Raw genomic sequence first — 23811 nt, forward strand, 5'->3', positions numbered from 1 at the left:
CTGACTTCCAGGGCATCCAGAATCGGCTCAGCTCCTAGCGATCGCCGAGATGCCGGGGTGATCGCAATCAGTTCTTTTCGGCCTGACCGCCGACCTCGGTCATAATCCTCACGAGATCGACAACGGAGTCCGTGTTCATCTTCCGCATAATGCTCGTGCGCTGATTGCGAACGGTGTTAAAACTTGTGCCGAGCTGTGAAGCGATTGTTTTGGTTGGATTCCCCTCAATGATCAACTCCAACACGGTTTTTTCGCGCGGCGTGAGGGTATCGACCCGTACTTGCAACTCGCGATTGCGATTCCATTGCTTCCGTGCCTCGAGGTTTTTCCCCATGGCTTCTCGCACCCGGCGAATCAAATCATCAGCACGAAACGGCTTTTCAATAAAATCAGCGGCCCCGGTTTTCATCGCCCCAACAGCCATCGACACATCGGCGTGGCCGGTGAGAATGATGGTGGTCACCGGAACTTCCATTTTTGACAAATGCCGCTGCAATTCCAATCCGCTCATCCCGGGCATCCGCACGTCCAAAAGCAAACAGCCGGCGCGTTCCGGGTCGAAGCGATCCAAAAACTCCAACGCATCGGAATACATTTCCGTGCGGATTTTCGCGGTGGATAGTAGAGTCGCTAATGAGTCACGGATGATTTGATCGTCATCGATAACAAAGACGGTTGGCTCGTGAGTCATAGGGACGTCCTTTCAATTACAGGCAAGTTGAACCGAAACATCGTCCCGTTGGCTGAGGTGTTGGCCACATACAAGCGGCCGCCGTGAGCCTCGATAATGGTTCGGCTGATGGAAAGCCCCATCCCCATGCCTTTGTCCTTCGTCGAATAAAACTGCTCAAATACGCGTCCCACATCCGTCGAGGCGATTCCCGGACCGTTGTCGGAGACCTCGACATCAATTGTCTCGTCGGCCTTCGTTGAAACGGAAATCACCAACAACGGTTGCTCGATATGCGAACTCTCCATGGCCTCAATGGCATTGCGGACGAGATTGAGAAGCACCTGCTCGATTTGTATACGGTCGGCCAGTACGCCAGGGACCTCATCGGGCGTGCTGATTTGGACCTCAACCCCGGACTGAGCAACGTCTGCGTCAACAAGTGCTAAGACTTCTCGAATCGCGTCACCCAAGTCCACCGCATGATACATAGAATCGCGGCGAACTACTAGTTTTCGCAGTCGTCGCACAATTTCCCCTGCCCGTTGCGCCTGAGCCTCAATTTTGCTCAGGACCTCTGACAGCTTTTCAGAATGCGGTGTCGCCGAGGCGGACTCCAACATCATCAAACAGGCAGCCGCATAGGATGCGATCCCCGAAATCGGCTGATTCAATTCATGCGCGATCCCTGTCGCCATTTCACCCATCGTACTCAACCGTGTGACATGCGCTAGCTCATCACGATGTCGACGGTTCCGCTCTTCTGCTTGGCGTTCCGCCGACACGTCCCGCACAATGGATAATAGTTCGTCCTTGGCACCGACCAGAACGCGTGTTTCATAATCATGGGGGACCCCGTCCAGATCCAAGCGGTATTCAATCACTTGGACCTTACCGGTCTCCGCAGCTCTGCGTTGCGAGTCGACGCAAAGTTGGGCAACGTCGGGTGGCAATACGTCTTCAATTTTCTTTCCTAGAAACTCCTCCCGAGGCAAATACGGAGCAGATTCGGCGGCCGGAATGAAATCGAGGAGCGTCCCGTCCCGATGAATGCGGAAAATCATATCTGGAATCGCTTCGAGCAGCGCGCGTAGTGTCGATTCGCTTTGCCGCAGTTCCTCCTCCACCTGCACGCGGGCGGTCACATCCTGCGTTGTCCCGGAAATCAATACTGCTTTGCCCGAGTCGTCAAACGTCACCTGGGCCTGTCCATGCAGAGATTTCTTTGTACCGCTGGGCAAGATGACCCGGTAGTCGATGCTATAACAGCCTGTCTTTTCTATCGCACCATTGAAGGCATCACGAACAATGTCACGGTCGTCGGGATGGATGGCGTTTAAAAATGCACTGAACGAGGCTTTAAACGTGTTGGGATCCACCTCAAAGATGCGGAACATCTCCTCGGACCACTCCACCAGGTCCGACTCCAAGTTCCAATCCCAATTGCCGAGATGGGCCATCTCTTGGGCGGACTGCAGGCGTTCCTTGCTTTTTCGTATGGTTTCATCCGCAAGCACGCGATGCGTGACATCCAATAACGTGACGACTAACCCGATTACATTTCCGTCACGGTCTTTCACCGGCGTCAACGCCCAATTCCAATAGGTCACCGGTTTCTTTGAATCCAAGACATTGGCAAACGGTTTTGCCCATTCCGAATGTGGCTCGGTCGATTCGATCACCGATTGAAAAACGGTCCGCAATTCGTCGTTGGGATAGACATCAAAGAAATGATCCCCTTCCACAAATCGTGGGCAGATCCCCTCCTCTGCCGCTACGGACCAGGCGCGATTGACCATCAGATAATTCAATTGAACATCCAAATAGGCAATCAGGAATTGCGTATTGTCGAAGATGGCTTCTAACAACTGATGCGCTTCGTTCAACGATGCCTCAGCCTGTTTGCGTTCGTCGATGTCAGTCGCAAATAGGGAGACCCCATCCACTTCGCCATCGCGATAAATCGGACCATATCGGATGCTGTACCAATGCCGTTTTCCCCGCGGGCCGCGCGCCAATGCCTCAACGCTGGCAAACTTTCCGGTTGTAAAAACTTCATCCAACAGTGTTTGTAGTTCATCACGATACGCAGCATCGGCCAGATCGAATACGGAGCGGCCGTGCAACAATTTTCCCGGGACACCCATCGGAGTGCGATTGACATACGTAATCCGCGAGCTGCGATCGACCGTGACCAAATAGTCAGGCGCTGCTTGAACCATGGAGCGCCAGCGCGATTCGGAGGCCTCTAACGCGGCTGTCCGTTCAGCCACCCGCCGTTCCAAATCGCCTTGTGCCGCACGTAGCGATTTCTCATACCGTCGCCGCTCAGTAATGTCGGTGATGACCGAGATATATCCCACGACCTGACCGGAAACGTCGCGTTTGTAATTCCAGTCCATCTGCACATAGAAAATGTGGCCGTCAGCGGCGCGATGCCGCGTGATCAGCGGCTTCGCCGGTGGCTGCTCAGCGAGACACTTTTGAAAATACCGACAAAAGTCGTCCGCCTCCTGTCGAGTCGGCAACAAATCGAGGATCGACCGGCCGATGCGTTCTCCCGGCCGAAAGCCCAACATGCGGTCACATGCCGAATTGCAATACAGCAGCACTCCGTCTACGTTGAACTCTTGAATCCCGTAAGGAACCGTTTCGATCAAAGCATGGTAACGGTCAACACCATTTCGGATTTCGTTCGCCACCAGCTTCGCAGCCGTCACGTTGGTGTTCGTCCCCAACAGTCGCGTCGGTACCCCCTCGGCGTCGCAGATCATACGGCCGCGACAAACAAACCAAAATGCCTGTCCGTTTTTGTGTATAAGCCGTTGCTCGAATTCGAACGAACGCTCACCGTTTTCCAGCGAAGACTGTGATTGCTGACGCGTCCGCTCAAGATCGTCGGGATGGAGTAACTCCGACCAGGCCTCCAACCGATTTGCGATCTCATGATCTTGGTACCCAAGCATTTCCTTCAAGCAAGGATCGATGAACAAATCATTCGTCTGCAGGTCCCAATCCCAAACACCAATTTGGTGTGATATTGCTGTGGCTGTGTACTGCCGGGCAATCTCATGCAGTGAATCAGGCGGATCTCCCGTCGCCTCTCGCTCAACAGAATCATACCCCGCAAGAGTTTCCGACATCGCGGTCGCTGTAACCTTTGCGAATTGCTTGAGCGTCAATTCAGGTTGCTCGCTCCCCAAACGCGCTTGCGCCTTTTCAAACAGCCGGACAACCTCCAGTAAGGAGAGCTCGGCATGCGCGGCTTGTCGCCCCAGTTTCGTAAAGGAGCTGGAATCCTGCGGCTGTGCTGCTACGACACTTTGCCGTAACAATTCATAAAAAGCATCGCAGCATTCCTGAACGGTCATAGATCGGTCAATCTTCGCAAGTGGTCGCGCCGACAGTTTGCAAGGTCGCCCCGGTGGTACGCTGCCGCAACAATATCAAACGACTTTTCTTCGAACATCGCTCGCAACAGACGCTTGACACCGTTCACCGGTTCTTGCAATTGAAGTGACGTCCGATATTAACAATCCATTCGATGGGGGTAAACCACGACTGCGGCTGCCTAGGCAGGGGTAAAACAGATACTCTGCAATTTAGCAATACAAACCGCCGCTTCCCTAAGGCATGTCAACGCAACCTGTTTTTTTGACACGAAAAAAGGCCGCTCCGAAGAGCGGCCTTGGTGTTGCGTGTTTAAATTCAACGCTTGTCGTTACGACTTCGACTGGCGGCGACGCCAACCGCAACCGGCCAATCCGATGGCACCGAGTCCCATCAAAACGAAGCTGGACGGTTCCGGAACGACAGCGGCGGCTCCGAAGTCATTTCGCATGCCACCATCCAGAGCGCTGGTTTCCAGATAATCAACGTAGCCGACCATGTCTGAGTTCCCGGACCCGACGCCCAATTGAACTTGAACGATCGTCGAGTTCTGCAAAATGCTTCCCCAAGTCCCGTCCGCAAACCAATCGTTGAGCGTCAAACTGTTATGCGGTGCGTTAATCACGCCTGTTGCAGTCGTGCTTTCTCGACTGAACATCCACCACGTTCCGTTATCAGCATCGATCGATTGGGTGACCCACGTTCCCACTGGGGTCGTGCCAGCGTTGGGATTGTCGTACGGCTCGTAGATCAGGACTTTATCCCAATCCTGCTCACCAATCCGACCTGACGGACTACCGACGTATTCGCTGGTCTGCAACCCAAGTTTCAGTGCGGGGGCGGCGGCGCCGACCGGGCTGTCTTTGAACCAACTATACTCAGCGGTGAACAAGGAATCGAGAGTACCAAATCCAGTGGTGGTATCGACGCGAGCGATTGTCGCTTTGTCGCTGGCTGTGGGCGACAACAGTTGCACAGCACCGGTTCCAGCAACATTAGTGAAATCAATCCGCTGTGCGATCTCTGCGGGTGTGGTCGCATTGACGCCATTAATTCTTGTGTCTGTTGAAACCCAACCATTGTCACCTAAGGCACCAACGTCAATTGTGGCGGCTGAAGCCGTTTGTGCCAAAGTTAAAGTGATTAGTAACGCGACGCTCATTGCAATCGACTTCATTCGAAGTGACTCCCCTACTTCTCGTAGTAAAACCTGTTGTGAAACCTGACACTTTGCTAACGCAGCAAAAGCAAAATTAACCCAGGCCCGCCCGTTGCATAAACACGGAAATGTTGACCGTGAACAGGTAATCTACCGTATCGATAGGACAGGTACAATGGACTATGCGGAATAGGCAAGATTTTCCGATCTCAGCGATTTCTCCAATTATTCGTGGTCCAGGCGGACTCTACTTTGTTGACTAAATTCCGGGTTTTCCATGAATAGGGCGATCAAGACTGCGGGAACCGCCTGCCTTCCTGTCGGATTCCTCTGGTCAAAACGAGCGATTTCACAATAATTGCGACCTCAGACTCAGGACCGCATTGGGTCGGACTAGGGAGTTCTTTGAGGGAGCGGCGGACGTGGACAGACAACGCCTGGATGGCAGGATCCCCACGGCGAATGCGTGGCGGAGACTTCACAACCGTAGCTGCTGGTTCGTCCTGATTGGGGCCTTGGCCGTGACTTGGTCAAATCTAGGCTGCGCGATGCGCAATGTGGCCCCATTCCCAGAGCAAAGGACCGCCATCTTAGAAGTGGTCCCGTTGGGTACGCCACGGGAAGAGACGGCCGTCTTGCTCAAAGAAGCTGGAATCAGCTACTCGACCTCAGGCGGACCTGAACCGGGCGTCTACTATTGCGAATCGTGGGAAATGGAGCCCGGTGAGCGGTTTCACCTCTTCAGTGAACTGTTATTCGATGAACAGGGACGACTTCAAGACGTTCGCGAGATTCCCAACAATTTCCAACCCTAAACGTCATCCACATCGCGCTCACGAGAATGACATGCCGCACCAAAGAGCAAGCGGACAGTGTCAGTCGATAAATTGCAGCATGCTGGAGCAGAATTTGCATTTGACCATTTGACCGGCATATTTCTGCGCCACTTTCAGCCGTTCTTCACAACTGGGGCAATCGAGGTAAAAACCCAAGTTTTTGATTTTGGGATCACTCAGAGTCAAGGTGAAGGTCTTGCTGCATTTCCGGCAGTTGAGTCGCTTGCCCAAATACTGAGCGTTGATTCGCAGACGTTTGTGACAATGCGGGCAGCCAACGTAATAACCGCGCGGCTTAGCATCCAGGCAACTTTCTATTTCCTTAAGCGGTTCATAGGGCGGAATCTCCACGCTTTCGAGTTCCAGTTCGTCGTTGAGCATCGTGCGGCAATTCACACAACGAAGCAGGTTCGCGGGCATATCTTCGTTACAAGTGGGGCAAGGACCGCCTGGCCAAGCTGGCATTCGTCTTCTTTCAACTTAGTCCGAAAAACTATGATCTCAGCGAATCGGAGGCTTAATGCCGAGACGTTGATGTGACCCGTGACTGCGGGCAAAGGTAATCGATAGGTAAACTGAAATCGCTTAGGGGTGCTTCGTTCAAAATCCACTTTAATTGGTGGATTCCAAACAAGCTAAACTATGAAAACCCCTTAAATATAAACGTCCATGTGCGACTGACGGCGTGCTGTGACTACTGTCACCCAAAGGACTTTTGCCGTAAAGCCGGTATTTGGGAGCGGCGTCGATGACGGCAACCTTCCCATCCTCGGCAATGCAGTAAATTTTTCCATTAATTAACACTGGGGATCCACTGTAATTACCACCGACACGCCGTGTCCAGATGTTGTTTCCCGTTTTTGTCTCCTGACACTTCGCAACTCCATTGTCATTCCAGAGATAAGTATACTCTCCCTTTGTCAGCATTGTAGGAACATAGGGTAATTCCCTCTCTTGGGAATAGACAACAGCGGGGGGATTCTGCAGATTCGCCCCGGTTGGATCGACCGCTATAAGTAGTTTCCCCCGACCACCCCCACCGCACGTAGCCAACAATAAGCCCTCAGAATAGATCGGGGACCCTATTGTCCGGGCGGGAAGCTCTCCCGTTTGCCAATTCTGTCTCCCAGTCAACGGATCAAAACTACTCAGCCCCGCGCCGCGGCTGAGAAAAATGAGTTGCCGGTCGCCGCCAGGTGGCTGGATCAGGATGGGGGTTGTATAGGATGTCCGCTGAATACTACGCGTCACGCTCCAGACAGTCTCGCCGGTCTGTTTGTCAAAAGCCCGAATCCAACTCGGTCCCTCCTGATCTCCGGCCATAATCAACAGGTTATCAACAAGCATGGGCGAAGCCCCCAGACCATGCGTGCTCCCATAGCCCTCCAACCGCCGGCGCCAAACTAACTCACCCGCAAAGTCATAGGCAGACAGAAAAAACGTTTCGTTATCGGCAAAGGCCACATACACAAGTTCGCCGTCGGTCGTCGGGGTACTCGATGCAAAGCTATTTTTGTTGTGTTTGGGATTCGAATTCATGGCGATCGAGCGGCACCAAATCTCTTCGCCCGAATGTGCATTTAAACAAAACAGATGTCGCAACTGACCTTCGTCGGTCGCGGAAGTGACGAACAACTTGTCCTCCCAAATCACGGGAGCAGCATGCCCTTCGCCGGGCAATGAAACTTTCCAGGCATAATCATCTTCGGCCCATTTCGTCGGCAACGCACGCGCGGTGCCCACGCCTGTCCCATTGGGCCCGCGAAAACGCGTCCAATTCTCATCAGCCGTGGCAACTCCGGTCAAGAAGACGAACGCCACCACTAGTATTAAATGCGCGCAGCGCGACACCACGAATTGATTCCGCATATTCTTAGACTCCCAACAGCTCATTAAACATCATTTCCCCGCCCCAGAATTCATTCCGACGACGGCTCCACCGATCTTTTAGAATGCTTGAATCGCCACCGAGAAGCAAGTCAGCAGGGCAACAACGACAAAGCAGATTTTTAGCCCGTGGAAATTCGGCCAGCTCAATGGGGGGGAACCGTGAAAAGGGCGCAACGGGTCAAGACAGAGCAGTATTGCTGCGGCCTTGGTCTTGGGTGTCCTTTTTCCCGACAGCTTGCGCTTCTCCTGCCAGTTTAGAAGAGACCGAGAATTCGTTATGACGGTTCAGCCCAATTCCTGGAACGGCTGACCGCCTCACGCCAGCGTGCGTAGCGTGCATCGCCTTCTTCGGTCGACATTTCTGGAGTGAACTCTCGATCGAGCGCCCAATTCTTGGTCACGTCGGAGCGATCTTTCCAAAAACCAACCGCCAAACCCGCCAAATAAGCGGCCCCCAAGGCTGTCGTCTCGGCAACGACTGGCCGCAGGACAGGGACGCCCAGCACATCCGATTGAAATTGCATCAGCAGGTTATTGGCTGAGGCGCCGCCATCGACTCGCAAATTCTCCAAGGTCACCCCGGAGTCACGTTGCATCGCTTCCAAGACATCCCGTGTTTGAAACGCCATCGATTCCAGCGCAGCCCGCGCCAAATGTCCCTGCGTCGTCCCTCGCGTGAGCCCCACGATCGTGCCGCGTGCATTTTGATCCCAATCGGGCGTTCCCAAACCGACCAGAGCGGGGACAAAGTACACATCCCCCGTATCAGGCACCGTCGCCGCGAGTTTCTCGACATCCGCCGAATCCGTAATCAGTCCTAAACCGTCGCGCAACCATTGCACCACCGCGCCGGCGATGAAAATCGAGCCTTCCAAGCAATAGGTGATTTCGCCACCAATACCCCAAGCGATGGTCGTCAACAGACCGTTTTCTGACTTGACCGCTTTGTCCCCCGTATTGAGCAACATAAAGCAGCCGGTGCCATACGTATTTTTGGCCGTGCCGACCTCAAAACAGGCTTGACCAAATGTGGCAGCCTGCTGGTCACCGGCGATTCCCGCGATCGGGATTTTTCCGCCGAAGAGTTGTTCGTCGGTCTCTCCATAGACTTCGCTGGAATTACAGACGGTCGGGAGCATCGCACGGGGAACATCGAGAATTTTGAGTAACTCGTCATCCCAATCGAGCGTGTGGATGTTGTACATCAATGTGCGGCTGGCATTGGTGTAATCGGTGATATGCACCTTGCCGCCGGTCAATCGCCAAATCAAGTAACTATCGACGGTGCCAAACAGCACGTCTCCTGCCTCGGCCCGTGCGCGGAGACCGTCGATCGTATCGAGGAGATGTTTGACCTTTGTGCCGGAAAAATACGCATCGACAACCAGACCGGTCTTCTCTCGAAACGTCTGTTCGTGCCCCGCGGCCTTGAGTCGATCACAAATCGGCGCGGTCAATCGGCTTTGCCAAACAATGGCATTGTGCACCGCTTTTCCGGTGTTTCGGTCCCACAGAATCGCCGTTTCCCGCTGATTGGTCACGCCAATCGCAGCCACATCCTCGGCCCCAATACCCGCCTCAGCCAGCGCCTGCCGTGCGGTGGCCAACTGCGTCTCCCAGATCGCTTCGGGGTCGTGCTCTACCTCGCCCGGTTTGGGGAAGATCTGTTCAAATTCCTGCTGCGCGGTCGCTACAGCACGGCCGTCATGACCAAAAACGATAGCGCGGCTGGAGGTTGTCCCTTGATCCAATGCCAATACATACTGAGACATGACGCGCTCCACGGAATGCTGAGGAGGAGGGAGGGGCAAAGTCATCGACCGCCGGAATCAAATGATCCGCCGTGAATGCGATCCGCCAACGTTGCTGACGTTGCCTTGCCGATCAAACTGAGCAGTTGAACTGAACAACCGCGCAGAAGGGCAACGAATGACGAACCATGCGCGGGGATTGCGCGAGAGGCGGAATAACAACGGTCTGCTAGAGAGGACTGCTACCAGCCCAGAGACATGTTCGTTTCGATCGCTTTTTGTGCTTCATGCAAATCCACACCCGTATCGAGCATGTACAGGCGAATGGCATGCACTTTATCGCCGGCGGCGCGGGCCAAACAGTCGCGAGCCGTATCGCAAGGGTCGCTGCTGCCTTCAATACCGAGCAAACGTTTGGAAATCACCCACAAGTCACGCGGACGTTGTGTGACGCGCAGAATATCCTCTTCGGGATAGTTCTCTTTAGCGATTGCTTCAGCCTTATCTCGCGTTTCTGCCCACCCCACCATAATGTGGGCACTCGTCTCAATTTCATACAAGGCCATCGGACCGCCTCCTGATTTGTCGTTTGCTTAGTAGAAAAGTGGTTTGCCATCCCCATGACGGATGTCAATGACGTCAAAGTTTGCGCCAATGTCCCTCTCGGGCGGGGATTGAAACCGTTTCCGGAAATCCTCACCCATTCCGGTATCAGCAGCCCTCAGCTCCGCGTCCATTACGATGAGAATCGGGCATGCCATTCTTTGTCGTCGGGATTATAGCCGACTCCAGTCCGTCTCTCCAAGGGTGGAATCAAAGTTGACCAACGATCCTCACAGGTCCTACAAATTTCGCACTCCCCATCACCCCACCCACCGCTCCTCAGCGGCGCTTTTTCGGAGGTAGAACGGTTGTAACGCCCAGATATCCGCAGTGCGCTTTGCTCGAATTTCTTGCTCCCCGAACCGGGCAATCACCGCGGCGTGCGGCATCCAGGTGGCCGGGGGTAAAATTGTGCAACGATCTCGGAATAGCTCCGCGAATTTGATCAACCCGGGGCCCGTCACATGGTCGTGCGGAGTGCATTGGCTGGCGAATTGGTCCGCATCGACGATTGTAATTGCAGATACCGGTTCCCAAATCCCGTGATCATCACGGCCAAATTCAGCGCAGAACAGCTGCTTCCGCTGCGCATCGCTGACCACAAACAGACGCTGCACATCGTCGACCACATTGTGTGCGACGGCAGTCAAGGTGGGTATTGCCGCCACTGGGGCACCGGTGGCATAGGCCAATGTCTTGGCGCAGGTCACCCCAATTCGCAAACCGGTAAAACTGCCGGGCCCTTCGCTGACGGCAACTGCCCGGCAATCGCGTAAATGATATCCATGCTCAGCCAACAGCCCTTGAATTTCCGGAATAAGAGTCTCCGCATGCCGACGATCGGTCTGTAGCGTACGTTCTTCCAAACAGACCCCATTATCGCACAACGCGATGGAACCGGGAATCAGTGAGGTTTCGAGACCGAGGGTTAGCATGTTATTGAGTAGGCAGTTTTAAAAGTGGCCGGTGGCTAGTGGCCGGTGGCCAGAGATTGGTGCATGATGGCCCAAGGGTATTGGGCTGCCAATCCTAAAGTCTACGGACTACGGTCTCAAGCCTGTTCTCGCAAGCCTCAGGCCAATCGGCGCGGCTGGTGTTTTGCTGTCGCGGGATTCGTTATGATTCCTGAGGAGCGAGACTTCACGAGGGCTACGCCAATGCAGCGGAGTTGCATACAAAAAAACAACCACGAAAGACACGAAAAACACGAAAACAAAACAGAAGAAAAACCTAGAAAGACTTGCGGCGCTGAAATAGGACTGAGAACAAAAGTTGGATGAAATACGTAAGTTCTTTTTCGTGTATTTCGTGTCTTTCGTGGTTAATCTTTTTTTTAGGGTCAACTAAAGTTCAGCATGTGGCCCTATGATTCTGAACGTTAATCGCATTAAGCCTCTGCTTGACTCACGTTTTTGATAAGCGAAAAGACATTCCTATGAGCGATCTTGTTGTCCGCCAAGTGACGAAGACGTTTGAAACGCCAGCGGGGGGGTTGGCGGTGCTCTCGGGGAGCGCGTTGGAGATGAGTCGCGGCGAGGCTGTTGCGATTACCGGGCCCTCTGGGTCGGGCAAGAGCACGCTGCTGTATATCATCGGGACGCTGGACCACGCGACGTCGGGAAATGTCTCGATTCTGGGAACCGATCCCGCTCCGATGACGCCGGCCGCTTTGGCGAAGTTTCGCAATGACGAGATCGGCTTCATTTTCCAGGACCATCACCTGTTGCCGCAATGTTCAGTGTTGGAGAACGTGCTGTTACCAACGCTGGCCGGGGCGGGAACTGGAACAGAAGAAGAACAACGTGCGACGCAATTGCTTGAGCGGGTTGGCCTGGGCGAACGCCTCACGCACCGACCGGCGCAGCTCTCCGGTGGAGAACGCCAACGTGTGGCTGTCTGCCGGGCGCTGATCAATCAACCCTCGTTACTGCTGGCCGATGAACCGACTGGTAATCTGGACCGCCAAACAGCGACGGCGGTTGGATCGCTGTTGTTGGAACTCCGTGAAGAGCAAAACACGATGCTGATCACCGTCACGCACAGCACGGAATTGGCGGAGCGGTTTCCTCGCTGGTGCGAACTGGTCGACGGAAAACTCGTCGAACGTAAAACAACCGCCCCCGCTTCCTGACGCGCCAAACCGCTTGCTCGACTGAAAATCATCATGCTACGCAAACTTGTTGTCTCCACGTTGTTTTATTATTGGCGCACGAATCTCGCCGTGCTGCTGGGAGTTGCCGCGGCAACCGCAGTGATTGGCGGCGCGCTGGTCGTGGGCGATTCGGTCAAAGACAGCTTGCGGCAAATGACGCTGGACCGCTTGGGACAAATCGACCATGTCCTGACCGGACCACGATTTTTTGAGGAATCACTGGCTGACCGGCTCGATGCGGAAACCCAAATTAGTGGAAAGTTCCAGCCGCTCGCGCCGGCAATCGTGATGCAGGTCAGCCTCGAAACCGAGCGGACCGGCGATGCGCAACTTTTGCGGCGGGCGGGCCAGGTGAATTTATATGGCATAGATGCGCGGTTGTGGGACCTCACCGAGCATGGCAACACCCCATTGCCGACGGACCAGGACTTAGTCCTCAGCAGCAATCTGGCTGCGGCGCTCGGGGTATCAGTCGGCGATCCGTTGGTGGTCGCGCTCGAGATCCCCAGTTCCGTCCCGCGCGATTCGTTGTTGGGTAAAAATGACGATGATGTGCGCGAGATCGTGCTGACCGTCTCGGCGATTCTGCCGCAAGAATCGGGCGTCGGTCGTTTGGGACTGCACCCCAGCCAACAATTGCCGCTCAACGCATTCATCTCGCTCGACACGCTGCAGGAGACCCTCGATTTGGACCAGCGACGGCGTTCGCGGAGTCTGCCCAACGGTCGCGTCGCACGCATCAACGCCCTATTCGCCGCCGCCAAGTCTTTCACAGACCGCGCCCCGCAAGGTGCCGACGAACTCAATACGGCAGTCAGTGACGTGTTGACGTTGGCCGATTTGGATTTGCGTGTGCGTGAGAACAAAACCCCCGCATATTTATCGCTCGAATCTTCACGGTTGATTTTAGAAACCGCCGTGGCCGATGCTGCGGAGGAACTGGCCGGCAAGGCGGACACGACCTCACCAGTGTTGGTCTATTTGATCAATGAGTTTCGCTCGGGCAAAGCCGATGATGCGTTTTCGATGTACTCCGTCGTCGCCGGTTTAGACGCCGACGTTTTCACTAGCGATGCAAAGAAACCATTCGGGCCATTTGAATTTGTCGGTCCACCACCCCAACAACCGTTGGGTGACAACGACATCATCCTCAACTCCTGGCTGGCTGAGGATCTGCAAGTCGGCGTTGGCGATGAAATTACACTGGCTTACTTTTTGGCGGGGTCGAAGGGCGAATTGGGAGACGATACGCGGACCTTTACGGTGCGTGGCATTACGAAACTCGACGGCACACCGGCGGCGGATCTGGGTTTGACGCCCGAGGTCAAAGGCATTACCGATGTCGACACGATGGACGATTGGGAACAGCCGTTCGAGATGGACATGGGCCGCATTACCTCGCGCGATGATAGCTATTGGACGGAGTATCGCGGCACGCCGAAGGCGTTTGTGACGCTAGAGACTGCCCAGAAACTATGGACTAGCCGTTATGGCGATTTAACGTCGTTTCGATTCGTACCGGGGGACGGCGAAACATTGCAAGCGGCGCGCGAGCGTTGGGAGCGAGAGCTTCCTAAACAATTACCCCTCAAGAAAATCGGCATGGCGTTTCAACCCATCAAAGCGCTGGGCCTGATGGCGGCCAGCGGGACAACTGATTTCAGCGGGCTGTTTATCGGTTTTAGTTTCTTCATCATTCTCTCGGCAACCATCTTAGTCGGGCTGTTGTTTCGACTAGGGATTGAACAACGTGCGGCGGGTGTTGGGCTGTTGTTGGCGGTTGGATTCACCCCGAAACAAACTCGCAACATGTTACTGGCCGAAGGATTGGCGATTGTAGCAACCGGGGGTCTGCTGGGGGTGGGGTTGGCGATTGCTTATGCGCATTTGATGGTGTACGGCTTAAAGACGTGGTGGATCGGCGCGATTGGGACGCGTTTTTTACTGGTCTCGATTCATCCAGGTAGTTTGGCCATCGGCTGGGCGATTTCGGTGATTGTCGCCATGCTCGCCGTTTGGTGGGCCATGCGGGGGATCAATGCGATTCCGGTGCGACGACTGCTTTCCGGCGATGCCCAAAAACTAAAACCAGTTACAACTGCGGCGCCGCGACTCTCGAAAACCTTTAAGATCAGCGCTGGACTGGCAATCTTGCTGACCGTGGGTGTGCTGACCGGGCTGGTTCCGCAGAGTGAAGCCTTCGGCGGGTTCTCTTGGACCATTGTCTGCTTCTTCCTGGTGGGGATTTCGCTGTTGGTGGCATCGCTGGCGCTGTTGTCCTATCGACTGGCAGCGGACACGCGCACGTCGATTCAGGGACGAGGCCTGGCAGGATTGCGACGGCTCAGCCGGCAGAATGCGGCGCGGAATCGGTCGCGGAGCGTGCTGACCGCTGGGTTAATCGCCTCGGCCACATTCGTTGTCGCCGCAGTTGCCGCCGGGCACCGCAACCCGGCTGTCGAACGCCCCGATAAGGACTCCGGCAACGGCGGTTACACGTTCGTTGCCGAGTCGTCACAACCGATTTTGTTCGATCTGAATTCCGAAGAGGGGCGAGCGGAATTTGGCCTCGATGATGACGCTTCTAAAGCGGCGCTGAAGACCCTCCATTCGATCGCGCAATTCTGTGTCCGCCCCGGTGAGGATGCGAGTTGTTTGAACATCTTCCAAACCCGCCTGCCGACGATCCTCGGCGTCCCCCGGCAATTGATCGATCCATCCGATGGCCAACGCCGCTTCAAGTTCGCTGATACGCCCGGCGAGAACCCGTGGAAGTTGTTGGACGAACCGCAGGAAGACGGCACGATTCCCGTGTTGGGCGACATGAATACCCTCATGTACAGTCTGCACAAGGGCATCGGGCAAACGGTCGATGTGCCGGGTGGGAAGAAACTCAAGATCATGGGCATGTTCGACGGCAGCGTGTTTCAGGGACAATTGTTGATGTCGGCGGCGAACTTCGATCGTGTTTTTCCGCATGCAAAAGGAGGCTCGCAATATTTTCTGATCGACGTCGCCTACGACGACAACAAATCGCTCGCCGAAAACCGGCAGGTCGCTGAGGGCGTGGAAAAAGTATTGGAGTCCAAAATCGGTCGTGGATTCGACGCGCAATTTGTCTCGGACCGCTTGGCCAGTTTTTTAGCCGTGCAGAATACGTATCTCTCCACGTTTTTGGCACTGGGGGGACTGGGGCTGCTGTTGGGTACCTTTGGCTTGGCAACAGTGATGCTGCGGAATGTTTTCGAACGGCGGAACGAATTGGCACTGATGCGTGCCGTCGGATTTCGCAACATGAGCCTCGTCTGGCTGGTGCTGTGGGAAAATGGCCTGCTCTTGGTCTGGGGACTGGCAGCCGGAACGCTCTCAGCACTAGCCGCCATGCTCCCACACCTGCTCACAACCGGGGCCGACGTCCCCTGGGGAATGGGTGCGGAAGTCCTAGCGGCGATCTTCCTAGCCGGCATGTTCGCCGCACTGTTCGCCGTCCGCAAAGCAGTCCAAACCCCCGTGCTGGAAACACTGCGCGGCGAATAAAACCAAAACACCCCAAGGGTGGCCGCGATAGCTCCGCTATCGGGGCGGGCGCAGCCCGCAAGAAGCCGCAATGTCCGCGTGATTTTAGAGGGAAGTTCGACAGACCAAGGAACGTCGAATTGCGGCTTCTTGTGCCGTAGGCACACCGATTGCTTCACAATCGCTCCCACCCCTGTGAACTAATTTCATATTCTATGTGTCGTGTTCATCCTCCGCCGTTGAGATTTATCTCTCGACGGACACTCCTTACATCGTTGGAAAAGGCAAATGGATACGGGACCACCACGGCGACAAATTCGGGCACAGTTTGATGACCACACAATACGTGTCTACCAAGCGTATTCACCGCACATCGCAACGCGGGCATTGCGTGCCCAAACGTTCGTTGCGCCGTTTAAGATGTCGCGGATGACGTGGATCAAACCGTCGTTTCTGTGGATGATGTACCGTTGCGGTTGGGGAAGAAAACCGGGGCAGGAGAGCGTCTTGGCGATAGATATTTCGCGAGCAGGATTCGAATGGGCGCTTCACAATAGCTGCCTAAGCCATTTCGATGCTGCCCACGACGAAACCGAGGAACAATGGACTCTCCGCAAAGAAAATTCCCCCGTGCGAATTCAGTGGGATCCGGAACGCGATATCCGGCTGGAACGATTGGAACATCGGTCGATTCAAATTGGACTGTCCGAGGCTGCCATTGAGAAATATGTCCACGAATGGATTCAACGTATCAGCGATGTCACGGAGTTGGCCCATAAACTCGAAACTGCAGTCGCTAATAACGATGCCGCATCAGTGCAGTCTTTACTGCCCGCGGAACTCCCCTATTCGGTTCCGGGTGAGATTCAATCGCGCATCGGTATGCTGATCGACGAATAGAACAGAAATCCCCAGGGTGGCCGCGATAGCTCCGCTATCGGGGCGGGCGCAGCCCGCAAGAAGCCGCGATTTCAGCGTGATTTTACAGGGGAGTTTGACAGACCAAGGAGCACCGAATTGCGGCTTCTTGTGATTGTAGCACACCGATTGCTTCGCAATCGCTGCCACCCCTGTGTTTGTGGGGAGCTTTATTTTTGGACCAGGGCTACGGCTTCGGGGAGTTGAATTGTTCCCTCGTACAGCGCGCGGCCGATGATCGCTCCGTTTAAGCCGGGATGTTGTCGCTCGACTTCTAGCAAAGCTTCGATGTCTTTGAGTGTCGTCACGCCGCCCGAGGCAATGACGGGGATGCCGGTCTTTGCCAATTCGGCAAAGTCCCGCAGTGTGCCGTCATCGATGCCGGCCATCATGCCGTCGTTGGCGATGTTGGTGTAAATCACCGCTGCCAGGTCTAGCCCGGCGTATTGTTGTGTTAGCTCGATGGCCGAAGTTTTGGAAACTTCCAGCCAGCCTTCGGTGGCGACCATGCCGTCGCGGGCATCGACGCCCAAAATCAGCCGACCGGGATATTTTTCCGCCATTTCGCGAAACCAGTCGGGGTGCTTCAGCGCCTGTGTGCCGACAATCACCCGCTGAATGCCGACATCGTCGAGCAACAATTGGATCGACGCTTCGTCGCGGATCCCGCCGCCAAGTTGGCAGGGAATACTGACCCGCTCGACAATCGCCCGCACGGCATCGAGGTTCACCGGCCGACCGACTTTGGCACCGTCCAAGTCGACCAGATGCAACCGGCTGGCTCCTTCGCTTTCCCAACGCGCAGCCATCTCGGCTGGATTATCGCCAAAGATCGTTTCTTGGTCGTAATCACCTTGTCGCAGGCGGACACATTTTCCGTCACGCAGGTCAATCGCGGGGAGCAATTCCATGAGCAATTATTTTCAAAAGCAAGTCGAGGAGTACCAAACCAAAGCGGCCACGCGGGCGTTTAGAGTTCGGCGAAATTTTTCAGCAATCGCAATCCGACCTTTTGACTTTTCTCGGGGTGGAATTGCGTGGCGAACATGTTGCCCCGTGCGATCATTGAGACAAAGTCGATCCCATAGTCGCTCGTGGCGGCCACAACCGATTTGTCCTGCGGGGCGACATAGTAGCTGTGCACGAAGTAGAAATAGGCATCGTCGGGGATCCCCGCCAACAGCGGCTGCTCGCCGGAGACCTTCAGCCGATTCCATCCCATGTGGGGAACTTTGAGGTCGTCAAAATCGGGAAAGCGGACCACTTCGCCGGGGATGACGGCCAATCCGTCGTAGCGGCCATCCTCGTGGCTGACCTCCAGCAGCATCTGCAGTCCCAGGCAAATCCCCAGAAAAGGGCGGTCGGCGGCAATGTGGGCCAGAATCGGCTCGACCAATTCCTGTTTGTGCAGTTCGGCAATCGCATCGCGAAAAGCGCCGACTCCCGGCAGAATCAGTTTTTCCGCCAAAGCAATTTCGCCGCGGTCCGATGAGACGCGCGCATCAATCCCCACGCGCTCACACGCCTTTTGCACGCTCCGCAGGTTGCCCATTCCGTAGTCTACGATGGTAATCATGTCGGGATTTTAGCGGAATGCCGACAGCAAGGCGAGTGAACCGGCGGCGTGTGGATTGAGAAATCAAATCAGACGGAATGGTCTACGAAAAAACGGCGAGCATAAACTCGCCGTTCGCCAAATTCCTCCCCTCTCCCTCTGCAACAAATTGCATCTATACAAGGGGAACCAATCATCGGGTGGCAGCGATTGCCAACGGCAATCGGTGTGCCGTAGGCACAAGAAGCAGCAGTTTCAGCTGTCCCTGCCGATAAGATTTTGCTCGTTTCAGAGCGCGGGAATTGCGGCTTCGTGCGGGCTGCGCCCGCCCCGATTGCTGCCGCAATCGCGGCTACCCCGAACTCTATACCATCCGAACACTTGCTTGATTACTTATCTCGTAGATGCAATTGATTGCTCTGGGAGAGGGGCCGGGGGTGAGGGCCCGCCAACCAGTAGATCGACCGAATTCAATTGTAGTGACAACAAACGGCGAACCAAGGTTCACCGCTCACCTTAAAAGCGGTACTTGGGGCTGTCCTTTTCGAAATCATCGCTCCGCAATTCGGTCTCAAAATTAATATTCGAAAAGGCGTAGTATTCTAAGAAGGTTTCTTCGTCCAACTGTTCGGGGGTCAGCTTAGCCATCTCTTCATCTTCGGTGTCGTACCATCCAAAGTTTTGAACGAGCACGGGGATAGACCATTCCTTGTCGATGAGAACCACCGATTTGCGGTAGTCCGCTTCGATCTCTTCGTCTTGGAAATTCAGCGTGAAACTGTAACAGGGACGTTCGTTGAACAGTTGTTCTTGCCCCATGCAGCATTCGACGCTGTCGCCGTGTGCCAAATCGCGGCGGCGAAACTTGGCCATGGTTTTGGCGAGGTTCAGCAGTCCGGCTTGCGTGATCGGATGGCGGGATTCGCCCATGGCGATGGAACTGTCGGGGGCGATGGACAAGGTGAGCTTGCTTTTCAGCCCGTTGCCGCCGGCATGTACAACCATTTTGTTGCCGTGTTGGCCTTCGACGAACAATACTTCGCGACCAGCATCGCCGTTGAGCCAATGCATATAGACGCTAAACGGTTTGTGACGGTTTTTGATTTCGATGGTCTGCAATTCGGTGAGTTCTTCGGCTTCGTCCAACCATTCCTGTTTGTGGAAGTTCGCCGTATAACCGGGGTGTTTTTCCAACATGCGAATGCCGTCTTCCAGCAGCGCAATATTGAGCAACAAGGCCACGCGTCCGCGGCAGACCGTGCCGAGCATCGCAGAGCTGTTCTCTTGTTCGCCGGTAGAGTCGCCGTTTTCGGCTGAGGTATCTCCGGCTGATTCCGGTGAGGCGGCACGCGGCGCGATTTGTGAGATCACTGGCCTTGCTGCCGTGTTACGGGAGACGGCGCGGGCCGGTTCCAATTGAAAATTGAGAACCAGAACTCCAATGGCGGAGCAGGTGATCAGCACAGCCAAAAAGTTAGGACGGGTCGCGCCCGCAGGCAGGGCGTGGTGGCGTGGCTTTCGCGTCATACGAGTCAAGTCCTCGAATGCGAGACACCGCAACGTATTGGTCGATCATTGCACGGCCCGGAAAATCTTTTTTTCGTGCGCGATCACAGTACGTTACATTCAGCGAGACCGGTTCAGCACGCCACAATAAATGGTCGTGTCGGGCGACCGCCGTCTCAAAACGGAGGCCGTCAGTGTGAATCGCCGCAGGCGTCTTGCCGTGTGAATGAATAAGGTCGGGTGTTTATTCTTCGGAACACAGCGATGCAGCGACGCATGATTTTATGTCGGCGTAGTACAAGGCGTGAATCAACACTAACTGGATTCACCCTTGAGGATCCCCTGTTCGCTAAAGTCCCCGCAGCTTTGCTTGTCGGACAATGGTCTCTCAATTCATAGCCGGCGAGTGCTAATCGTCACTTTTTAGAAGATTTTGACGGCGTGGTTTTCGAGGTTGTGGCTGGCTTTTTCGACGCTTCGCCTTTGACCGGTTTGAATTGCGGAATCAACTCGACAGTGACTTCGGTTCCCAGGGGAGGGATCTGGTCGGTCGCCGCCTCGAAAAGCAGGTTCGCCTCGGCATCGGTGCTCTTCATAGCGACATCGATGATTGAAGAAGAGAAATTGGCGACGCTGATAATCTGTCCCGATTCGGCCAAATAGTATTCCGGGCCACCCGGTTCGTCGCGCACGAACTGACTACCGGCGAACACCCACTCGGCAGTCATCTTCCGTGGTTGGCTGTCGTCGAAAAATTTCTCGATCCCCTTTTTGTAGGCCGCATCCTTGCTCCAAGCGAGCAGGCGTTTTTTTTGTTTCTCAGTCATGGGACCGAACCACAGCAACTCCTTGGCGAACTTGTCGTAGCGCAACTCCGATTCGGCGGGAATTTTGAGATCGTTGGGTAATTTTTCCATCGGCACGGAATAGAACCGCCGCGTAACGCGCTGTACCCAATCTTGAGCGCGAACGCGATGCAGGGTTTTCTTTTTATCCCGCCATTGCACAAAGATGTCGATCTTCTGGCCGGTGGGCGGTTTGTATTCCGGATCGAATTGCGCCGGTTTGCCCGGCTTCGCACCTATCCGCAGCAACGCAGCATGGATGTACATCGCCTTGGAATCCAAGGAGACGATCGATTCGTGTTCCAGAGTTTGAGACAAACAACAGAAAAACTCCAAGACCGCTTCGCGTTGCACGACTTTGGTCTTCAGCAAAACGCGTTTGCCTTTTAAGTCCAGCAACACCGTCTCTTCGGGATTCAATTTAACCAAGGCATCGGCAGCTTTTTCCTGCTTGGCCGGTTTCTTAGCGGCTGGTTTGTCGGCGGCGCGGGCTGTCGTCAACATTCCGCTGGTCACGAAAAGCAGAAGCAGAATTTGCGGAAATGTTCTCATGGCTGGGCCTCGTAGAAATTGATGTCAGAGCGCACCGTGGAACAGAATCATAACACAGATTGGACAGTCGCCCATAGCTAATCCGCAGCGGAGCGTCGACTAGCCGATCGAATCGATCCAGCTCAACAAGTCTCGCACCGTTTCGTCGCGATTCGGCTCGAACTCCAAGGTATGCGCTGCATCGATGTATTCAATCAGTTTGCGTTTTTCAGAGGCAAAGCGCAGGAAATAGCCGCGTGTCGCGCGATTGTCGATAATCCGGTCTTGGCCGGCGAGCATCAGCAGCGTGGGACAAACGATGCACTCAGGCGCATCAAGCAATTGGCGATCCAACTGTCGATTGGCCAGCAGGAATCCCACAGTCACTTCGCGCAAGGTGAGCGGATCGCTGGAAATGTACGTTTGCCAATCGGGATCGGTGGTGAACAGACCGGGATCTTGCAGTGGAATCGGTACGCGTTTTTTCTGCGCACCTCCCACATCGGCGAGTGACAGTTTGAGGTTTTGCGTAGCCGTCGCACGGATCTTGGCGCGGATGCCGGGATACAGTAACGCCAAACCATCGAGCAACTCCGGTCGCCGCGCCGCCGTGAGTGCGGCCAATTTCCCGCCCCAACTGACCGACAGCAGGATCACGGGAGCCTGTCCGCCACGATCATTGGTAAAACGGACCCACTGCAGGAACTGCGCCACGTCGTTCAACAACCGGTCCGCATGCGGAGCATTGCCACGGCTGCGTTCGTTTAAGCCCGATCCGCGGCGATCCAAAAAGAGTACGTCATAACCCGCTTCGCACAACTGACGGCTGGACGCGGTATACCAACCGGAGTGACTTTGAATGCCGTGCAAGGCGACGATTGTCCCCCGCGGCTTGTCATGGGCCGCTCTCCACCGCCGGTAATGCAGGCGATATCCATCCGAAGCGGTAAAAAACTCAATCGCCGGTTGATGCACAGTGGTTGCTCGGGTTCGGGGAGACGTTCATTGCAATTCGGGAGTTAATAATTGTTTGTATCGGCGAGGCGGTGGTGGGGCAAGCGTTTCTTGCGTTGGCGAAACGGCTTGCGGTACGATGGTTGTGTGTTAAACGCCGTGGGTTAAACAAAGTGCGGCGACCCAAACGGCCTTCTTCAATCAAACCGAAAGCTTTGCAATGACTGAGCGACACGTGGTGTCTTGGATCGCGGCTGTGCTCATTTTTGCCGGGCCGCTTCAAGCGACGGCGGATGAAATCGATGATCAACTGCAGACAATCGCTACCTGCGGCCCGGGCGGTCAAGGTTCGGCGGCGGCTAAGCAAGCAGCGCTCGAACTAGTCGATTCCGGCATCGAAATCTTGCCGCGACTGCTGGAGGCAATGGATACCGACAACATCCTCGCCGCGAATTGGTATCGCACCATCTACGAACAGGTGACTCGGCGGGAGTTGAAAAAAACATCGCCGCAGTTCCCCCTGCAATCACTGCGTGATTTCGTGCAGGATGCTCAGCATCAAGGGCGTTCGCGCCGGTTGGTCTTGGGGCTATTGGACCGGTTGGACCCGAAGTTTCGTGATCGTTTTATCGCCACGCAAATAGCGGACGCCGAGTTCCGTAACGATGCGATTACGACGTTGCTGAAACAGGGCGATGAATTCCAGGAAGCGGGAAAAACCGACTCTGCGGCCCGGGTCTATGAGACGGCATTTCGCGCGGCGCGGGAGAGTGGGTTGATTCAAACGACGGCGGCGAAATTGAAAGCGATCGGCCGCGAAGTCAGCATCATCGACCACATGGGGTTGGTGATTGATTGGCATGTGTTGGGACCATTTGATGCCCCGGGAAAAAGCGGGTTTGATACCGTCTTTCCGCCCGAAGAGACCGTCGACCTGCAGGCCAGTTATGCCGGACAAAACGGCCGGAAGATCTCCTGGAAACGTTTCCGCACCACAGACAAAATGGGAAGCGTGAATCTGGTGACCGCCATCGCCCCGGTGGAAGAGGCGGTCGGTTACGCCTATACCGAAATCCTCTCCCCTTGCGAGCAGGACGTGCAACTTCGCTGCGGCGCGGACGACAATTTGTCGGTGTGGGTCAACGGCGAAAAAGTTTTCGCGCGCCGGCAATGGCTCAATGGCACTCGGCTGGATCGCTTTACAGCTCCCGTGCATTTGAAAAGTGGTCAGAACACCGTACTGGTAAAAATCTGCCAAGGCCCGCAACACAAAAACCCAGCCGTCGGGAACAACTGGTCGATGCAACTGCGGTTTTGCGACAAGGACGGTGCGAGTGTCGGAACGCATTCGGCGCTGCCTGAAATTTCTGAGAAAAACGTGGAGTGAAGAGTCGGCTGGGGAGTGGTGTATTTTTGATATTGGACATCTGAAATTTGACGACAGAAAACCTCGCGCAAAGGCGCGAAGGTCGCTAAGGAAATAGATGGTCTGCGGATCTTCAGTTTGCTGCCATTGTGGCTTTGCTTGATTCAGA

Annotated in this window: 18 protein-coding genes; 5 read left to right on the forward strand and 13 right to left on the reverse strand. The window is 55.0% G+C overall.

Annotation, left to right across the window (positions count from 1 at the left end):
- Positions 1-67 precede the first annotated feature (67 nt).
- The 3 genes from Mal52_RS17155 to Mal52_RS17165 all read right to left on the reverse strand — a co-directional run bounded on the left by Mal52_RS17155 (position 68) and on the right by Mal52_RS17165 (position 5237).
- Positions 68-691: a response regulator transcription factor gene (locus Mal52_RS17155; protein ID WP_145377532.1), complete on the reverse strand. Its 624-nt coding sequence runs from the start codon at positions 689-691 to the stop codon at positions 68-70.
- Positions 688-4041: a PAS domain S-box protein gene (locus Mal52_RS17160; RefSeq protein WP_145377534.1), complete on the reverse strand. Its 3354-nt coding sequence runs from the start codon at positions 4039-4041 to the stop codon at positions 688-690. Before Mal52_RS17160 ends, Mal52_RS17155 begins: the two co-directional genes overlap by 4 nt.
- Positions 4042-4391: 350 nt before the next feature.
- Positions 4392-5237 (reverse strand): PEP-CTERM sorting domain-containing protein, encoded by an 846-nt coding sequence (locus tag Mal52_RS17165; protein ID WP_145377536.1) that lies wholly within the window; start codon positions 5235-5237, stop codon positions 4392-4394.
- A gap of 404 nt (positions 5238-5641) precedes the next feature.
- Here Mal52_RS17165 and Mal52_RS17170 point away from each other — a divergent pair, with 404 nt between their 5' ends.
- Positions 5642-6034 (forward strand): hypothetical protein, encoded by a 393-nt coding sequence (locus Mal52_RS17170; RefSeq protein WP_145377537.1) that lies wholly within the window; start codon positions 5642-5644, stop codon positions 6032-6034.
- 60 nt (positions 6035-6094) lie between these two features.
- On the opposite strand, the gene Mal52_RS17175 is transcribed toward Mal52_RS17170, so the two are convergent.
- From Mal52_RS17175 to tsaB, 5 genes are all read right to left on the reverse strand, one after another.
- Positions 6095-6520 carry a hypothetical protein gene (locus Mal52_RS17175; protein WP_145377539.1) on the reverse strand — a complete coding sequence of 142 codons (426 nt, stop codon included), beginning with the start codon at positions 6518-6520 and terminating at the stop codon, positions 6095-6097.
- A gap of 147 nt (positions 6521-6667) precedes the next feature.
- On the reverse strand, positions 6668-7924 hold the full coding sequence (locus Mal52_RS17180; RefSeq protein ID WP_197534274.1) for an outer membrane protein assembly factor BamB family protein: 1257 nt from the start codon (positions 7922-7924) through the stop codon (positions 6668-6670).
- A 296-nt stretch (positions 7925-8220) separates the two neighbouring features.
- Entirely contained in the window at positions 8221-9717 is a 1497-nt protein-coding gene (gene glpK / locus Mal52_RS17185) for a glycerol kinase GlpK (RefSeq protein WP_145377543.1), read from the reverse strand.
- A gap of 221 nt (positions 9718-9938) precedes the next feature.
- On the reverse strand, positions 9939-10262 hold the full coding sequence (locus tag Mal52_RS17190; RefSeq protein ID WP_145377545.1) for a DUF6793 family protein: 324 nt from the start codon (positions 10260-10262) through the stop codon (positions 9939-9941).
- Between the two features lie 297 nt (positions 10263-10559).
- Positions 10560-11234, reverse strand: a complete 675-nt coding sequence (tsaB, locus tag Mal52_RS17195) for a tRNA (adenosine(37)-N6)-threonylcarbamoyltransferase complex dimerization subunit type 1 TsaB (protein ID WP_145377547.1) — start codon at positions 11232-11234, stop codon at positions 10560-10562.
- A 500-nt stretch (positions 11235-11734) separates the two neighbouring features.
- Here tsaB and Mal52_RS17200 point away from each other — a divergent pair, with 500 nt between their 5' ends.
- From Mal52_RS17200 to Mal52_RS17210, 3 genes are all read left to right on the forward strand, one after another.
- Positions 11735-12430: an ABC transporter ATP-binding protein gene (locus tag Mal52_RS17200; protein ID WP_145377549.1), complete on the forward strand. Its 696-nt coding sequence runs from the start codon at positions 11735-11737 to the stop codon at positions 12428-12430.
- A gap of 33 nt (positions 12431-12463) precedes the next feature.
- The gene (locus tag Mal52_RS17205; protein WP_145377550.1) at positions 12464-15988 is read left to right on the forward strand and encodes an ABC transporter permease; all 3525 of its coding nucleotides are present in this window, start codon (positions 12464-12466) and stop codon (positions 15986-15988) included.
- Between the two features lie 267 nt (positions 15989-16255).
- Positions 16256-16867, forward strand: a complete 612-nt coding sequence (locus Mal52_RS17210; protein ID WP_145377552.1) for a DUF4291 domain-containing protein — start codon at positions 16256-16258, stop codon at positions 16865-16867.
- A 188-nt stretch (positions 16868-17055) separates the two neighbouring features.
- Here the strand turns inward: Mal52_RS17210 and hisA are convergent, their stop codons facing one another.
- The 5 genes from hisA to Mal52_RS17235 form a co-directional block, all read right to left on the reverse strand.
- On the reverse strand, positions 17056-17796 hold the full coding sequence (hisA, locus tag Mal52_RS17215; protein ID WP_145377554.1) for a 1-(5-phosphoribosyl)-5-[(5-phosphoribosylamino)methylideneamino]imidazole-4-carboxamide isomerase: 741 nt from the start codon (positions 17794-17796) through the stop codon (positions 17056-17058).
- A 59-nt stretch (positions 17797-17855) separates the two neighbouring features.
- Positions 17856-18461: an imidazole glycerol phosphate synthase subunit HisH gene (gene hisH, locus Mal52_RS17220; RefSeq protein WP_145377556.1), complete on the reverse strand. Its 606-nt coding sequence runs from the start codon at positions 18459-18461 to the stop codon at positions 17856-17858.
- Positions 18462-18956: 495 nt separating this feature from the next.
- Positions 18957-19967 (reverse strand): DUF1571 domain-containing protein, encoded by a 1011-nt coding sequence (locus Mal52_RS17225; RefSeq protein ID WP_145377558.1) that lies wholly within the window; start codon positions 19965-19967, stop codon positions 18957-18959.
- 395 nt (positions 19968-20362) lie between these two features.
- A complete protein-coding gene (locus tag Mal52_RS17230; RefSeq protein ID WP_145377560.1) occupies positions 20363-21343 on the reverse strand; it encodes a YdjY domain-containing protein in 981 nt (326 codons plus the stop codon).
- 99 nt (positions 21344-21442) lie between these two features.
- On the reverse strand, positions 21443-22297 hold the full coding sequence (locus Mal52_RS17235) for an alpha/beta hydrolase (RefSeq protein WP_145377563.1): 855 nt from the start codon (positions 22295-22297) through the stop codon (positions 21443-21445).
- 199 nt (positions 22298-22496) lie between these two features.
- Between Mal52_RS17235 and Mal52_RS17240 the strand changes: the two genes are divergently transcribed.
- Positions 22497-23663: a hypothetical protein gene (locus tag Mal52_RS17240; RefSeq protein WP_145377566.1), complete on the forward strand. Its 1167-nt coding sequence runs from the start codon at positions 22497-22499 to the stop codon at positions 23661-23663.
- Positions 23664-23811 lie beyond the last annotated feature (148 nt).

Source organism: Symmachiella dynata, from assembly GCF_007747995.1.
GTDB lineage: Bacteria > Planctomycetota > Planctomycetia > Planctomycetales > Planctomycetaceae > Symmachiella > Symmachiella dynata.

What these genes read in the sequence shown, in the direction of transcription:
- Mal52_RS17155 (WP_145377532.1), bottom strand. Translation starts at nt 691, where the DNA reads ATGACTCACGAGCCAACCGTCTTTGTTATCGATGACGATCAAATCATC.
- Mal52_RS17160 (WP_145377534.1), bottom strand. Translation starts at nt 4,041, where the DNA reads ATGACCGTTCAGGAATGCTGCGATGCTTTTTATGAATTGTTACGGCAA.
- Mal52_RS17165 (WP_145377536.1), bottom strand. Translation starts at nt 5,237, where the DNA reads ATGAAGTCGATTGCAATGAGCGTCGCGTTACTAATCACTTTAACTTTG.
- Mal52_RS17175 (WP_145377539.1), bottom strand. Translation starts at nt 6,520, where the DNA reads ATGCCAGCTTGGCCAGGCGGTCCTTGCCCCACTTGTAACGAAGATATG.
- Mal52_RS17180 (WP_197534274.1), bottom strand. Translation starts at nt 7,924, where the DNA reads ATGCGGAATCAATTCGTGGTGTCGCGCTGCGCGCATTTAATACTAGTG.
- glpK (WP_145377543.1), bottom strand. Translation starts at nt 9,717, where the DNA reads ATGTCTCAGTATGTATTGGCATTGGATCAAGGGACAACCTCCAGCCGC.
- Mal52_RS17190 (WP_145377545.1), bottom strand. Translation starts at nt 10,262, where the DNA reads ATGGCCTTGTATGAAATTGAGACGAGTGCCCACATTATGGTGGGGTGG.
- tsaB (WP_145377547.1), bottom strand. Translation starts at nt 11,234, where the DNA reads ATGCTAACCCTCGGTCTCGAAACCTCACTGATTCCCGGTTCCATCGCG.
- Mal52_RS17200 (WP_145377549.1), top strand. Translation starts at nt 11,735, where the DNA reads ATGAGCGATCTTGTTGTCCGCCAAGTGACGAAGACGTTTGAAACGCCA.
- Mal52_RS17205 (WP_145377550.1), top strand. Translation starts at nt 12,464, where the DNA reads ATGCTACGCAAACTTGTTGTCTCCACGTTGTTTTATTATTGGCGCACG.
- Mal52_RS17210 (WP_145377552.1), top strand. Translation starts at nt 16,256, where the DNA reads ATGGATACGGGACCACCACGGCGACAAATTCGGGCACAGTTTGATGAC.
- hisA (WP_145377554.1), bottom strand. Translation starts at nt 17,796, where the DNA reads ATGGAATTGCTCCCCGCGATTGACCTGCGTGACGGAAAATGTGTCCGC.
- hisH (WP_145377556.1), bottom strand. Translation starts at nt 18,461, where the DNA reads ATGATTACCATCGTAGACTACGGAATGGGCAACCTGCGGAGCGTGCAA.
- Mal52_RS17225 (WP_145377558.1), bottom strand. Translation starts at nt 19,967, where the DNA reads ATGACGCGAAAGCCACGCCACCACGCCCTGCCTGCGGGCGCGACCCGT.
- Mal52_RS17230 (WP_145377560.1), bottom strand. Translation starts at nt 21,343, where the DNA reads ATGAGAACATTTCCGCAAATTCTGCTTCTGCTTTTCGTGACCAGCGGA.
- Mal52_RS17240 (WP_145377566.1), top strand. Translation starts at nt 22,497, where the DNA reads ATGACTGAGCGACACGTGGTGTCTTGGATCGCGGCTGTGCTCATTTTT.